General features: G+C 61.0%; 11 protein-coding genes. 10 read left to right on the top strand and 1 reads right to left on the bottom strand.

The window, feature by feature from the left end; genetic code table 11:
• Positions 1-5: 5 nt before the first annotated feature.
• The 7 genes from AC07N6_RS10885 to AC07N6_RS10855 all read left to right on the top strand — a co-directional run bounded on the left by AC07N6_RS10885 (position 6) and on the right by AC07N6_RS10855 (position 8,955).
• Positions 6-1,793 (top strand): branched-chain amino acid ABC transporter ATP-binding protein/permease, encoded by a 1,788-nt coding sequence (locus tag AC07N6_RS10885; protein ID WP_494786254.1) that lies wholly within the window; start codon positions 6-8, stop codon positions 1,791-1,793.
• Positions 1,793-2,584, top strand: a complete 792-nt coding sequence (locus AC07N6_RS10880) for an ABC transporter ATP-binding protein (RefSeq protein ID WP_494781853.1) — start codon at positions 1,793-1,795, stop codon at positions 2,582-2,584. The genes AC07N6_RS10885 and AC07N6_RS10880 overlap by 1 nt, the downstream gene beginning before the upstream one ends.
• Before the next feature lie 54 nt (positions 2,585-2,638).
• Entirely contained in the window at positions 2,639-4,219 is a 1,581-nt protein-coding gene (locus tag AC07N6_RS10875) for a methyl-accepting chemotaxis protein (RefSeq protein ID WP_494781852.1), read from the top strand.
• A gap of 435 nt (positions 4,220-4,654) precedes the next feature.
• Positions 4,655-5,701, top strand: coding sequence for an aromatic ring-hydroxylating dioxygenase subunit alpha (locus AC07N6_RS10870; RefSeq protein ID WP_494781851.1), 1,047 nt, complete (start codon positions 4,655-4,657; stop codon positions 5,699-5,701).
• Positions 5,702-5,786: 85 nt separating this feature from the next.
• Positions 5,787-6,977, top strand: a complete 1,191-nt coding sequence (locus tag AC07N6_RS10865) for an ABC transporter substrate-binding protein (RefSeq protein WP_494781850.1) — start codon at positions 5,787-5,789, stop codon at positions 6,975-6,977.
• Between the two features lie 72 nt (positions 6,978-7,049).
• Positions 7,050-8,003 carry a PDR/VanB family oxidoreductase gene (locus AC07N6_RS10860; RefSeq protein WP_494781849.1) on the top strand — a complete coding sequence of 318 codons (954 nt, stop codon included), beginning with the start codon at positions 7,050-7,052 and terminating at the stop codon, positions 8,001-8,003.
• 253 nt (positions 8,004-8,256) lie between these two features.
• The gene (locus AC07N6_RS10855; protein WP_494781848.1) at positions 8,257-8,955 is read left to right on the top strand and encodes a TetR/AcrR family transcriptional regulator; all 699 of its coding nucleotides are present in this window, start codon (positions 8,257-8,259) and stop codon (positions 8,953-8,955) included.
• Between the two features lie 28 nt (positions 8,956-8,983).
• On the opposite strand, the gene AC07N6_RS10850 is transcribed toward AC07N6_RS10855, so the two are convergent.
• Positions 8,984-9,916, bottom strand: coding sequence for a LysR family transcriptional regulator (locus tag AC07N6_RS10850; RefSeq protein WP_494781847.1), 933 nt, complete (start codon positions 9,914-9,916; stop codon positions 8,984-8,986).
• Positions 9,917-10,044: 128 nt separating this feature from the next.
• Here AC07N6_RS10850 and AC07N6_RS10845 point away from each other — a divergent pair, with 128 nt between their 5' ends.
• The 3 genes from AC07N6_RS10845 to AC07N6_RS10835 all read left to right on the top strand — a co-directional run bounded on the left by AC07N6_RS10845 (position 10,045) and on the right by AC07N6_RS10835 (position 12,911).
• Positions 10,045-11,031: a 2Fe-2S iron-sulfur cluster-binding protein gene (locus tag AC07N6_RS10845; RefSeq protein ID WP_494781846.1), complete on the top strand. Its 987-nt coding sequence runs from the start codon at positions 10,045-10,047 to the stop codon at positions 11,029-11,031.
• A gap of 28 nt (positions 11,032-11,059) precedes the next feature.
• Complete coding sequence (gene gtdA / locus AC07N6_RS10840; protein ID WP_494781845.1) at positions 11,060-12,115, top strand: gentisate 1,2-dioxygenase; 1,056 nt, start codon at positions 11,060-11,062, stop codon at positions 12,113-12,115.
• Between the two features lie 97 nt (positions 12,116-12,212).
• A complete protein-coding gene (locus AC07N6_RS10835; protein WP_494781844.1) occupies positions 12,213-12,911 on the top strand; it encodes a fumarylacetoacetate hydrolase family protein in 699 nt (232 codons plus the stop codon).
• The last annotated feature ends 24 nt before the right edge of the window (positions 12,912-12,935 follow it).

The raw sequence follows: 12,935 nt of genomic DNA, 5'->3' as shown, positions 1-12,935 counted from the left end.
GCGCCATGACCAACACACTCACATTGCGGACGCTCTTGCCGGTGCTGTTTTTTGCCCTGGTCCTGGTGTTGCCGGGCCTTGGCGTGCCGCCGTTCTGGATCACGCTGCTTTCATACGTGGGCCTTTACGCCATCGTCGCACTGGGCCTGGTGCTGCTGACCGGCGTCGCAGGGCTGACTTCTTTCGGCCAGGCCGCCTTCGTTGGCATCGGCGCCTACACCACTGCCTACCTCACTACGCACTATGCGCTTTCGCCGTGGCTGGGGCTGTTGGCCGGGATTGCCATCACCGGCGTTTGCGCCTTGCTGATCGGGGCGGTGACCATGCGCATTTCCGGACATTACTTGCCGCTGTCGACCATCGCTTGGGGACTGTCCTTGTATTACCTGTTCGGTAACCTCGAGAGCTTGGGGAAATACGACGGGATCGGCGGCATTCCTTCCATCAGCGTGGCCGGGTTCGAGTTTGGCAACGGCACGTCGATGTATGTACTGATCTGGGTCGTTGCCATACTGGCGCTGATCTCGGTTCAGAACTTTCTCAATTCGCGGGCCGGCCGTGCCGTGCGGGCGCTGAAGTTCGGCACGGTGATGCCCGAGGCCATGGGGGTCGATACCGCACGCATGAAGATAGTGATCTTCGTCTACGCGGCTATCCTGGCCGGCATCTCTGGCTGGCTGTATGCGCATCTGCAGCATGCGGTCAATCCCACGCCTTTTGGCTTGAAGTACGGTATCGACTATCTGCTGATGGTGGTGGTCGGCGGTGCCGCTCACGTATGGGGCGCACTGCTGGGGGCCGGGCTGATTACGATGCTCGGCAACTTCCTGCAGGAATGGCTGCCGGGATTGCTGGGTAGCGAGGGCAATTTTGAGGCCGTGGTCTTCGGCATTGCCCTGGTGATCTTCCTGCAATATGCCAATGAAGGGTTGTGGCCCCATATCCAGGCGCGCTTCGCTGGGCGCACCAGGATGCGGGTGCCTGCGGATGCCGCGCCATTGGAACAGTTGCCGAAGCCTGCCGCCGGCGAGACGATTCTTGAGGTCGAAGCGGCCCGCAAGCAATTCGGCGGCCTGGTGGCGGTCAATGACGTGTCTTTCAGTGTGAAGGCCGGCGAGATCGTCGGGCTGATCGGCCCCAACGGCGCCGGCAAATCGACCACTTTTAATCTGGTGACGGGGGTGCTGTCCATTACCAGCGGCAAGGTGAACTACCGTGGCCGTTCCATCGCGGGATTGTCATCGCGCCAAATCGCCAGTCGCGGCATTGCCCGTACCTTCCAGCATGTTCGCCTGGTGCCGGGGATGAGCGTGCTGGAAAACGCTGCAATGGGCGCTTACCGGCGCGGCGATTTTTCCCCTCAAGGCGGCATCCTGGCCGGACTGTTGCGTTTGAACCGCGGGGAAGAGGCCAAGATCATGGCGGAGGCCAGGCGCCAACTGGAACGCGTTGGTCTGGGGGATCTGCTGGATCGCCCCGCCGGCAGCCTGGCCTTGGGCCAGCAGCGTATCCTGGAAATTGCCCGCGCCCTGTGCTGCGATCCGGCACTGCTGTTGCTCGATGAACCGGCTGCCGGGTTGCGCCTGAAGGAGAAGCAGGCCCTGTCCGAGCTGCTTGCTAAGCTGCGCGGCGAGGGGATGGCAGTGCTCCTGGTAGAGCACGACATGGATTTTGTGATGCGCTTGACCGATCACATCGTGGTCATGGAGTTCGGCACCAAGATCGCCGAAGGAACACCAGCCCAGATTCAGGTACATCCGGCAGTGCTGGAAGCTTACCTCGGAGGAGTTTGATGATGAATGCCGAAACCATGATCGCCCGCCGCGAGGTGGCCGTTACCGCGCAGGCATCCGTGCTGCTGGAAGTCAGCGGGCTGCAAGCCCGCTATGGGAAGGTCGAGGCGCTGCACGGCGCGGCCTTGACGGTGCGCGCCGGCCAGATCGTGACGGTGATCGGCCCCAATGGCGCGGGCAAGTCCACGCTGTTGAATGCCATCATGGGCGCCCTGCCGGTCAATGCCGCTGCCACCGGCCGTGTAGCGTGGCTCGGGCATGACGTGAGCAGCCTGGACGTGGAAGAGCGGGTAGCCCGGGGCTTGTCGCTGGTGCCGGAAAAGCGGGAGCTGTTTGCCACCATGACGGTGGAAGACAACTTGCAGCTTGGCGCCTATAAGCGCCGCCGCAATGGCGAGGCCGGCTATATGGACCAGATTGACATGGTCTACGATCTGTTTCCCCGGTTGCAGGAACGGCGCAAGCAAGCGGCCGGGACGCTCTCGGGCGGCGAGCGGCAAATGCTGGCGGTGGGGCGCGCCTTGATGGCCAAACCGCAGTTGCTCATGCTGGATGAACCAAGCCTGGGGTTGGCGCCGCTGATTACCAAGGAAATTCTCGGGATTATCGCCAAACTGCGCGAGACCGGCGTGGCTACCTTGCTGGTGGAGCAGAATGCGCGCGCAGCCTTGCAGGTGGCGGACTACGGCTACGTACTGGAGATGGGCGAGCTGGTGCAGGAAGGGGCGGCAGATGCCCTGGCGGCCGACCCCAGGATTGTCGAGAGCTATTTGGGCCTGGCCAAGCGCTAGGTACTGCCCGCGGCGGCGAAATCCAGGAAGAGCAAAAAAATAAGGACGGAGACAATGGACCTGCGCTGGTGTTCTATTCGCACGCGCCTGGCTGGCGCGTTTGCCTTGTTGTTCATTCTGCTGGCAATACTTGCGGCGATCGTGGGGTTCAACGATATCGCACGCCAGGATGAGCTGGCCCGCCAATTGACGGCGCTGGGGCAGGGCATCGGCCATCGGGAGTCGCTTGCCATCGCCGGGCTGGTGGCGCAAGCCGAGGCGGCCAGGGCGATGCTGCTGCAATATGCGGCGGGCGGCGCCGTGCTGGTGCTGGCCTTGGCCGGCGCGGTGGCGTGGCTGGTCGGGCGCAGCATCACTCGTCCGCTGGAGGCTGCGCTGTCGCTGGCGCGGCGGGTGGCGACCGGCGACCTTTCCTCGGACATCGCGGCCAAGGGGAAGGATGAAATCGCGAACCTGTTGCACGCCCTGCAAGCCATGAACGGCAACCTGAAGAAAATCGTCGGCGATGTGCGCGTGGGGACCCAGGTCATCGCGGAGGCATCCGACCAGATTGCCGACGGCAACAGTGCGCTGTCTTCCCGGACAGAAAGCCAGGCCAGCTCCTTGCAGCAAACCGCATCATCGATGGAGCAGTTGACTTCCATGGTGTCGCAAAACGCCGGCCACGCGGAGCATGCCAACCAGGTGGTCGCGGCGGCTTCCGGTTCGGCGCTGCGCGGCGGCCAGGTGGTAGAGCAAGTGCGCGACATCATGGGCGCGATAAACGATAGTTCAACCCGCATAGTCGACATCATCGGCGTGATTGACGGTATCGCATTTCAGACCAATATCCTGGCCTTGAATGCCTCCGTCGAGGCCGCGCGCGCGGGGGAGCAAGGCCGTGGATTCGCGGTGGTCGCCTCGGAAGTGCGTTCGCTTGCCCAACGTTCGGCCGTAGCGGCGCGCGAGATAAAGGCCCTGATCGACGAGTCGGTGCAGAAAGTGAAAAGCGGCAATCTTCTCGCGAGCCAGGCAGAAGGTGCGATGCGTGACATTGTGCGGTCGGTGGCCCAGGTGGAGGGCATCATTGCGGAAATATCGCAGGCTGGGCGTGAACAGAGCCACGGCATTACCGAGATCAATCACGCGGTGGGGCAGATGGACAAGATGACGCAGCAGAATGCCTTGCTTGTCGAGAACGCGGCTTCCTCGGCACTGAAGATGCAGCAGCTGGCTGCCTCGCTGGCGCAATCGGTGGCCGCATTCCGGTTGGAAAACAGTTCGGACGCAGCCATTGCGATGGTCAAGCGCGCCGTACGCCATGTGCAGGCCAACGGCGCCGAGGCCGCGCTGGCCGATTTCAGCCTTCCGGCGCCGGAATTCCGGCAACGCGACCTCTACATCAACGCGATCGACCTGGATGGGAACACCCTGGCCCATGGCGACAATACCAAGCTGATCGGCCGCAACCTCATCGATATGAAGGACGCCGATGGCAAGCCATTCATCCGGCACTTCGTGGAAACCGCCAAAAGCGCAGGGCGGGGATGGGTGGATTACCGATGGCAGAACCCGATAACCGGCCTGCTGGAAGAAAAGCGTACCTACATCGAATTGGTCGACGGCCTTGTTTTGGGATGCGGCGTTTATAAATAAAAAAGACGCTATTGGGACGGGGGGGGGGGGGCTGTTTGGAATTCAATGTTGTCTGAGGCAAAAGGAAATGGCCCCATCGGGGCCATTTCCTTTTGTTGGTGGGGCGGCGTCACTTTAACTTAACATTGGTCGGAAACCCTTTAAAGAAAAGAGTTTCTTTATTTTTTATGCTGTCGCTACCCCCCCAAAAAAAAATACCTCCAGGCGTACTGGATGCAGTTGGACGCCGGTGGATCCGTTATGGATAGATTGACAGTACAAGCAGATTTTTTCGATCTGTTGTTTCCATTCTACGGTTGGTTCGATTTCGCCAATGCAGATCAGTGGATTGCTGCACGGAATCAATAATTCAAATTAATTTACAAACCGCTTGCTCTGTTTGTTTCGTGGTGTAGAATTTCACAAACAAATAATTATTCAACTCAGGAGACAAAAATGGCATTCATCACGAACGCGTGGTATGTCGCATGCTGGGCTGCGCAAGTGAAACGCGACGAAATGTTCCATCGGACATTGCTTGACCAGCAAGTGGTTTTCTATCGCAAGCAGAACGGTGAGGCGGTGGCGCTGCAGGATCGCTGCCCGCACCGTTTCATTCCGCTGCATCTCGGTACCATCCGGGGCGATGCCATCGAATGTGGCTATCACGGGCTGCAGTTCGATTGTTCCGGGAAGTGCGTTAAGAATCCCCACGGTGACGGCAAGATCCCGGCGGCTGCCAAGGTGCGGGCTTATCCGGTGCACGAGAAACACGGCATGCTGTGGATCTGGATGGGGGACGAAGAGGCGAACCCCGCGCAGATCCCGGACTACAGCGTCCTTGAGCCGGAATCAGGCTTTCGCACCAGTACCGGCGGCTATATCCATATCAATGCCAACTATGAACTGATGGCGGAAAACCTGCTCGACCTGAGCCACATCACCTATCTCCACGACGGGCTGCTTGGCAGTCCGGAGCAGGTCGGCGCCGACCAGGTGGTCAAGGAAGAGGGCATGCACATCATCTGTAATCGCTGGATGCCCAATGTCAGCGTGCCAGGCATTTTCGACATGCTGTACAAGCGCGACGGCAAGCAGGTCGACATGTGGACCAACATGCGCTGGATCCCGCCCAGCAGCTTCATCCTGGATTCGGGCGTGCATGCGCCGGGCGGTGAGCGTGAAGACAAAGGCTGGTACTACGGCGTGCACATCCTGACCCCGGAAACCGAACGCACCACGCACTATCACTTCGCTGCTGCGCTGCCTTCGGGCACCGTGATGACGACTGACGAGGCGGCGCGCTATGCGGAATTGCGCCGCTTCGCCTTCGAGGAACAAGACAAGCCGATGCTCGATGCCCAGCAGGCAGCGCTGGGCGAGATGAACTTCTGGGACATGAAGCCGGTGCTCTTGAGTGTAGACGCGGGGCCGGTGCGCATGCGCCGCGCGCTGGAACGGATGCTGGCCGCGGAACGCCAGGAGGCAGCCGCCGGGAAGTAGGGCGGGGAAGAAGGAGCCGGCGCATCAAGCTGAAGGGCTGGCCATTTGCAGCAAGAAAAAATATAAAACCAGAGAGGAGACAAGAATGCAAAATGCTTGGAAAAAGGCGGCATGGACGGGCGCCGCCGTGGCCGCCATGGCAGCGGCCGCATGGGTGCCGGCCGCCGCGCAGACACCGGTGAAAATAGGATTCATCGGCGAGCTGTCGGGGCCGCAGGCTTCGATCGGGCGTGACCAATATGATGGTTTCATGCTGGTCGTCGAACGTAATGGCGGCAAGCTGGGCAATGTTCCGGTGCAGGTGATCAAGGAAGACACGCAATTGAAGCCGGATGTGGCCAACCAGGCCGTGCGGCGGCTGATCGAGAAGGAAAAGGTGCCCATCATCACCGGGGTATCCTTCTCCAATATCATGATGGCGGTGCACAAGTACGTGACCGACCAGCAGGTATTCCTGATCGGCTCCAATGCCGGCCCGTCGCAGATCGCGGGTGCGCAATGCTCTCCGTACCAGTTCATTACCGCCTGGCAGGGCGACCAGGCGGCCGAAGTCGTGGGCAAATATGCGACCGACAAGCAATACAAGCGCGTGCTGCTGATGGCGCCTAACTACCAGGCCGGCAAGGACACGCTGGCCGGTTTCAAGCGCCATTACAAGGGTGAAGTGGTAGACGAGATCTACACGCAGTTGAACCAGCTGGACTTCGCGGCGGAGATCTCGCAAGTGTCGTCGGCCAAGCCCGATGCGGTATTTGCGTTCTTCCCGGGTGGACTGGGCGTCAGCTTTGCCAAGCAATATGCCCAGGCAGGCTTGATGAAGAAGGTGCCGCTGCTGTCGGTGTTCGTGGCCGATGCCATCAATCTTCCATCGATCGGAGATAACGCGCTGGGCATGGTGAGCGGCAGCTTCTGGGGGCCGGATATGGAGGTGCCGGCCAGCAAGCGCTTCGTCGAAGACTTCGAAAAGAAGTATGGCCGGATTCCTTCCAACTATGCCGCGCAAAGCTATGACGCCGCGCAGCTGCTGGACTCTGCCATCAGGAAGGTCGGCGGCAACGTGAGTGACAAGCCAGCGTTCATGGCAGCCCTCAAGGCGGCTGATTTCCAGTCGGTGCGCGGCGCCTTCCGCTTCAATAACAATCATTTCCCGATCCAGGACATGCACATCCTGGAAGTTGCCAAGGACGGCAAGGCGCGATTGAGCCTGAAGACTTTGGCCACGCCGTTCAAGGCGGTCGAGGACGCTTATCACGACAAGTGTCCCCTGAAAAACTGAGCAGCGTTTTTCCATCCCGTACTCTTTTCATCCTGGCCGGGACGGCCAAGCGGCTGTCCCGGGATTGCATCCATGACTACCAAGACAATTCCTGTGCGCGTTGTCGAGAAGCGCCGCGCGGCATCCGATATCGCTCTCTTCGAGCTCGAGCGCTCTGATGGCAAGGCCCTGCCGCCGTTCAGCGCCGGCTCGCACATCGATGTTCACCTGCCCAATGGCCTGGTGCGCCAGTATTCCCTGTGCAACGACCCCGCGCAGGATCAACGCTACCAGATTTGCGTGCTGCACGATCCCAATAGCCGCGGGGGATCCCGGGCCATGCACGAACTGGTGGCGATCGGCGACGAACTGCTGATCGGCGAGCCAAGAAACCTGTTCCACCTGGTGCCTGGCGAGCATGAAGTCGTGCTGCTGGCCGGCGGAATCGGTGTCACGCCGCTCATGGCGATGGCGTGGAAGCTGCTGGCGCAAGGCGCCAGGTTCCATATGCATTACTTTACGCGCAGCGCTGAGCGAACGGCCTTTCATGCGCAGATACTGCAATCAGCGCTGTGCGAGAAGGTGTCTTTCTGGTTCGACGACACGCCCAACGCGGCACGGCCGTCGGTGGGCGAGATACTGGGTCGCGCCGACCCTGATGCGCATGTCTATGCCTGCGGCCCGATGGGCTTTCTCAAGCACGTGCAGGATACCTGCGAGCAGATGCGCTGGGCGCATCTGCACTACGAGGCTTTTACAGCGGCGCCTGTCGAGCATGGCGAGGCTTTTACGGTAAAGCTGCAAAGCAGTGGACGCATGATAGCGATCGCGCCCGGGCAGACGGTGGTGGAGGCGCTGGCGCATGCCGGCATCGAGATTCCCGTTTCCTGCGAGCAAGGCATCTGCGGGACTTGCCTCACCAGGATCTGTGAGGGCGTGCCGGATCATCGAGACCAGTATCTGACAGATGAGGAACGGGGAAGGGGCGACCAGTTCACGCCGTGCTGCTCTCGTGCGAAGTCGCCGGTCCTGGTGCTGGACCTGTGACGGCAAGGCGAGACTGGTGCGTGGAGCCGGTTTCGCCATGTCCTTTTCCGGGGCTGCCGTTCGCTGCGTCAATAAGCCCGCAAATCCGCCATATCACTGCCTGAGGTCGCAGGAAGCTTGTCCCGGCCTCAGGCTGTCCGCCAGCATGAAAAACCTGCAAGCCTGATGCTCTTGCCGCGCGATTTCGCGCCGGAAGTCCCCGATGCACAGCGGTATAATGGGTGCCCGCAAGTAATTCTTCCACCTTTAGAAAATGATCTCTTCCGGCGCTTCGTCACTCGGGCTGCAGGCCGACGCAGATAACACCCAGGCGCAGGTCTCCGGGCATGGCGATGGCGCGGTGAAAAAAAAGCCGGCACGCCGGACCCAGAGCGACCGTACCCGTGAGGCGCGCGACCGTCTACTGACCGCCGCCATCGACGTCTTGATGGAGAAAGGCTATGCCGGCCTGACCACGAAAGAGGTGGCGACGCGCTCCTGCCTGTCCAACGGCGCCCTGATGCACCACTTCAATTCGAAGGCCGAGCTGGTGGTGGCCGCTACTGCCGCGGTCTATGAGGTCTCGATCGAACGTGGCCAGCGGGTGGCGAAATCGGCACAGGCCGTCAAGGATCCGGTCGAGGGCTTCATTGCCGACAGCCTGAGCGTCTATTTCGACTGGCCATTCGTGGCCGCGCTGGAAGTCATCATCGTGGCCCGCACGGACGTCGAACTGATGGAGCAGATACTCCCGGTGATGCAGCACTATCGCAACACAACCAACGAGGTGTGGTTGCAGGTGTTCCGTGCGGCAGGCTTTTCCAGCAAGCAGGCAAACACGATTCTCAACCTGACGCTGAACCTGGTGCGGGGCATGGCGATCAACCGCCTGTGGCGTCACGATGATAGCTACTACACGCAGCTCCTCAAGGAGTGGAGCAAGCTGATCAAGTCCGCGATCAGCGTGAAGTAAGCCGCCAGGCTGGGCGGCCGGGCGAGTCTCAAATGGACTTGCCGCCGGCCGCGTTCTTCTTGTCCGAGAACAGATCGAACATCAGCCTGCGCAGCCACTGATTGCCCGGTTCCTTGTGGAACTTGGCATGCCAGAACACATTGATCCCGGTCTCGGGCAAATCCACGGGATGTTCCAGGAAGCGCAGGTTGAACGGCGCCAGGCATTGGCGAGCATAGCGCTCCGGCACAGTCGCGACCATGTTGGTAGTGGAGAGGATGTGGCCGACCGCCACGAAATGCGGCACCGACAAGCGGATGTTGCGGCGGATCCCCTTGCGCTCGATAGCCTCGTCGAGCTTGGCGTGACCGGTTCCGGGCGCCACCACCCTCACATGTTCCGCCTCCGAAAACTCTTCCACGGTAATCTTTTTCTTGTCCAGCGCATGGCCGCGCCGCATCAGGCAGACGTACTTCTGCTCGAACAGGCGCTGCTGGAAAAATCCCGTTTTCAATTGCGGCAGCAGACCGACCGCCAGGTCGACATGGCCTGACTCCATCTCGTCCTTGAGGTTGATGGCAGTGTTGCGCACGGTATTGATCGAGATATTGGGGGCGATGCCGGCCAGCGTGTCCATTAGGCGTGGCAGGAAGTAGATCTCGCCGATATCAGTCATGCCGATGGTGAAGGTGCGACTGGTGCGCTCTGGATCAAACAGGGCTTGCTGGTTGAGCGTGCTGTGGATGGCGCTCAGGGCGTAGGCAATCGGTTCGGCCAGCTGGATGGACAGCGAGGTCGGCTCCATGCCCTTGGAGGTGCGCAGGAACAATTCGTCGCCCAGCAGGCGTCGCAGGCGGTTGAGCGCGTTGCTGATGGCGGGCTGGGTCTGGCCGAGTTTCTCGGCGACGATCGACACGCGGCGGTCGACCAGCAACTGGTTGAAGACCACCAACAAGTTGAGATCGATGTCCTTGAGTTCCATTCCTGCCCTTGAGTAATATCACTGCTAGTGATTATTTAAATTCAGAGAATACTATATATTTATAAATGGCCGCTTCCTATAATCGCCTCACCAAACAAAAAAATGACAAGTAGGCAGAGGAGACAGGCATGGAACTGGTGGTGCAACCACTTGGGCGTTCGCTCGCCGTCAAGGCGGGAGACAATCTGCTGGAGGTGCTGCAGGCAAACGGCGTCCCCGTGTCCTACAGCTGCCGCGCAGGCCGTTGCGGGACTTGCCGCTGCAAGCTCGTCGAGGGCAAGGTGCTGGAGTCCGCGGGCGATGCCAAGCTGACCAATCCCGGCGCAGGCAGCCACGTGCTGGCATGCATGAGCGTGCTCACGGAGAGCTGCGTGGTGGAAATTCCCGAACCTGACGAGATCGTGGCGCACCCCGCGCGCATCCTCAAGGCGACCGTGGTGGCGATCGAGGATCTCACGCACGATATCAAGCGACTGGTGCTCAAGTCCCCCAAGCCGCTTTCGTTCTCGGCGGGTCAATACGCCATCCTGCAATTCACGCTTGAACATATCCGGCCATATTCGATGGCAGGCGTGGCAGATGACGATACCCTCGAATTCCATATCCGCAAGGTGCCCAACGGGCGCGTCACCGGCTATGTCTTCAATGAGCTCAAGGCCGGTGACCAGGTGCGGGTATCCGGCCCGATGGGCACCGCCTATTTGCGCAAGAAGCATGAAGGCCCGGTGCTGTGCATCGCCGGCGGTACTGGCCTGGCGCCAGTATTGTCCATCGTGCGCGCCGCCACCGCCTTGAAGATGACCAATCCCATCCATCTCTATTTCGGCGTGCGCTCTTCCGCGGACATCTATGGCCTGGACTGGCTGGAAGCGCTCGCACGGCGCAATCCGAACCTGCATGTCCACGTGGTGATCGCCACCAACGAGCCCGGCACCCGGCATCGCGTGGGGCTGGTGACCGATGCGGTGTCAGCCGACTGGAGCGACCTGCGCGACTGGCGCGCCTACCTGTGCGGTGCGCCGCCGATGGTCGAGGCGGCGACCCTGATTGCCAAGTCCAAAGGCGTCGCGTTGGAACACATTTATGCCGATGCGTTTTACGCCAGCGCCAACTAACAGCAAAAGACTACAAGAAGGAGACGAGATGAAAGCCGAAGTACCAGAAATGGTGCGTGCCGAACGCCGCCAGTATTACGATCAGATCAACCATTTCAGCATGACCCCGCTGTGGGAAGTGTTGGGGCGCCTGGTGCCGAAGCAGCCGACACCGGTCATCAGCCCGATGTTGTGGAAATATGCGGACGTACGCGAGCATGTGATGCAGGCCGGACGCCTGATCAGCGCCGAGGAGGCGGAGCGCCGCGTGCTGATCCTGGAAAATCCAGGGCTGCGCGGCAACTCGTCTGCCACCCAGACCCTGTATGCAGGCCTGCAGCTGATCATGCCGGGGGAAGTGGCGCCGGCGCACCGCCATACCCAGTCCGCTTTGCGCCTGGTGCTGGACGGCGAGGGTGCCTACACAGCGGTGGATGGGGAGCGCACTACCATGCGGCGTGGCGACTTCATCATTACACCGGCCTGGACCTGGCATGACCACGGCAACCTCGGGCAAGAGCCGGTGGTCTGGCTGGACGGACTGGATATTCCGCTGGCGCGCTTCTTCAATGCCGGTTTTGCCGAGCCAGGCGAGACGCATTCGCAAGGTGTCAGCCGGCCCGAAGGCGATGCCCTGGCGCGCTATGGCAGCAACATGGTGCCGGTCGACTTCCAGCAGTCAGCCAATTCCCCCACCAAGGTATTCGTCTATCCGTATGCGCAGACCCGCAGCGCACTCAAGGCTATCGCCCGCGGCCAGATTGATCCGCATCATGGCTACAAGCAGCGCTTCGTGAACCCGGCAACCGGTGCGTCGCCGATGCCAACCATGGGGGCCTTCATCCAGCTGCTGCCGGCGGGCTTCGAGAGCCTGCCATACCGAAGCACCGATGCCACGGTCTACGTGTGCCTGGAAGGCGAGGGCGAGGCCCTGGTCGGCGACCAGTTGTTGCAGTTCCAGGAGAACGACGTTTTCGTGGTGCCCTCCTGGTACACGCTGCAGTTGCGATCCCGGCGCGAGGCGATTGTCTTCAGCTATTCCGACCGGCCGGCGCAGCAGGCGATCGGCTTCTGGCGTGAAGAGCGCTTGCCGGCGGCAGGCTAAGCCTGCCGCATACATCTGAAGAACACGTCGCATCCCTCATTTCAACCCATGCATTTGGCTGCTCGGACGGCCAAGTTTTTCCTCAATCGGAGCATTCATGAACTACGCCGTACCCATCGCGCCCGTCGCCACCCTTGAGATTGCCGGTAGCAAAGATGCCTTCCCGGTCAACCGCATCTTCTGCGTGGGCCGCAACTATGCCGCCCATGCGCGTGAAATGGGCAAGGATCCCGAGCGCGATCCGCCGTTCTTCTTCATGAAGCCCGCCAATGCAGCGGTGCAGGCAGGCGAGAGTGAGACCCGCATTCCCTATCCGCCGATGACCGCCAACTTCCATCACGAGATCGAACTGGTGGTGGCCATCGGCCGCGGTGGCAAGAACATCAGTGTCGACGATGCCTTGTCGCATGTGTATGGCTATGCCGTCGGTCTGGACATGACACGTCGTGACCTGCAGCTGGAGGCGCGCGAAAAGGGCCGCCCCTGGGAGTTCGGCAAGTCGTTTCGCGATTCCGCCCCGATCGGCCCGATTCATCCGGTGGCCAGCGTCGGCCAGGTCACCAGCGGCGCCATCGCCGTGACGGTCAACGGCCAGCCACGGCAGCGTTCCGACGTGAAGGAGCTGATCTGGTCGGTCGCCGAGAGCATTGCCTACCTGTCGCAATACGAAACCCTGGAACCGGGCGACATCATCATGACAGGCACCCCCGAAGGCGTGGCGGCGGTGACCAGCGGCGACCTGATGGAAGGTTCCGTCGAGGGCCTGGGAACGATCCGCGTTCGTGTGGCGGGCTGACAGCAGTCCGCGCAAGAGGAGACT

The organism is Herbaspirillum sp. GW821-FHT09A12 (genome assembly GCF_059418325.1).
This window is presented reverse-complemented; position numbering and strand designations above follow the sequence as displayed.

Coding starts and splice junctions, on each gene's coding strand:
- AC07N6_RS10885 (WP_494786254.1), top strand. CDS start 6: ATGACCAACACACTCACATTGCGGACGCTCTTGCCGGTGCTGTTTTTT.
- AC07N6_RS10880 (WP_494781853.1), top strand. CDS start 1,793: ATGATGAATGCCGAAACCATGATCGCCCGCCGCGAGGTGGCCGTTACC.
- AC07N6_RS10875 (WP_494781852.1), top strand. CDS start 2,639: ATGGACCTGCGCTGGTGTTCTATTCGCACGCGCCTGGCTGGCGCGTTT.
- AC07N6_RS10870 (WP_494781851.1), top strand. CDS start 4,655: ATGGCATTCATCACGAACGCGTGGTATGTCGCATGCTGGGCTGCGCAA.
- AC07N6_RS10865 (WP_494781850.1), top strand. CDS start 5,787: ATGCAAAATGCTTGGAAAAAGGCGGCATGGACGGGCGCCGCCGTGGCC.
- AC07N6_RS10860 (WP_494781849.1), top strand. CDS start 7,050: ATGACTACCAAGACAATTCCTGTGCGCGTTGTCGAGAAGCGCCGCGCG.
- AC07N6_RS10855 (WP_494781848.1), top strand. CDS start 8,257: ATGATCTCTTCCGGCGCTTCGTCACTCGGGCTGCAGGCCGACGCAGAT.
- AC07N6_RS10850 (WP_494781847.1), bottom strand. CDS start 9,916: ATGGAACTCAAGGACATCGATCTCAACTTGTTGGTGGTCTTCAACCAG.
- AC07N6_RS10845 (WP_494781846.1), top strand. CDS start 10,045: ATGGAACTGGTGGTGCAACCACTTGGGCGTTCGCTCGCCGTCAAGGCG.
- gtdA (WP_494781845.1), top strand. CDS start 11,060: ATGAAAGCCGAAGTACCAGAAATGGTGCGTGCCGAACGCCGCCAGTAT.
- AC07N6_RS10835 (WP_494781844.1), top strand. CDS start 12,213: ATGAACTACGCCGTACCCATCGCGCCCGTCGCCACCCTTGAGATTGCC.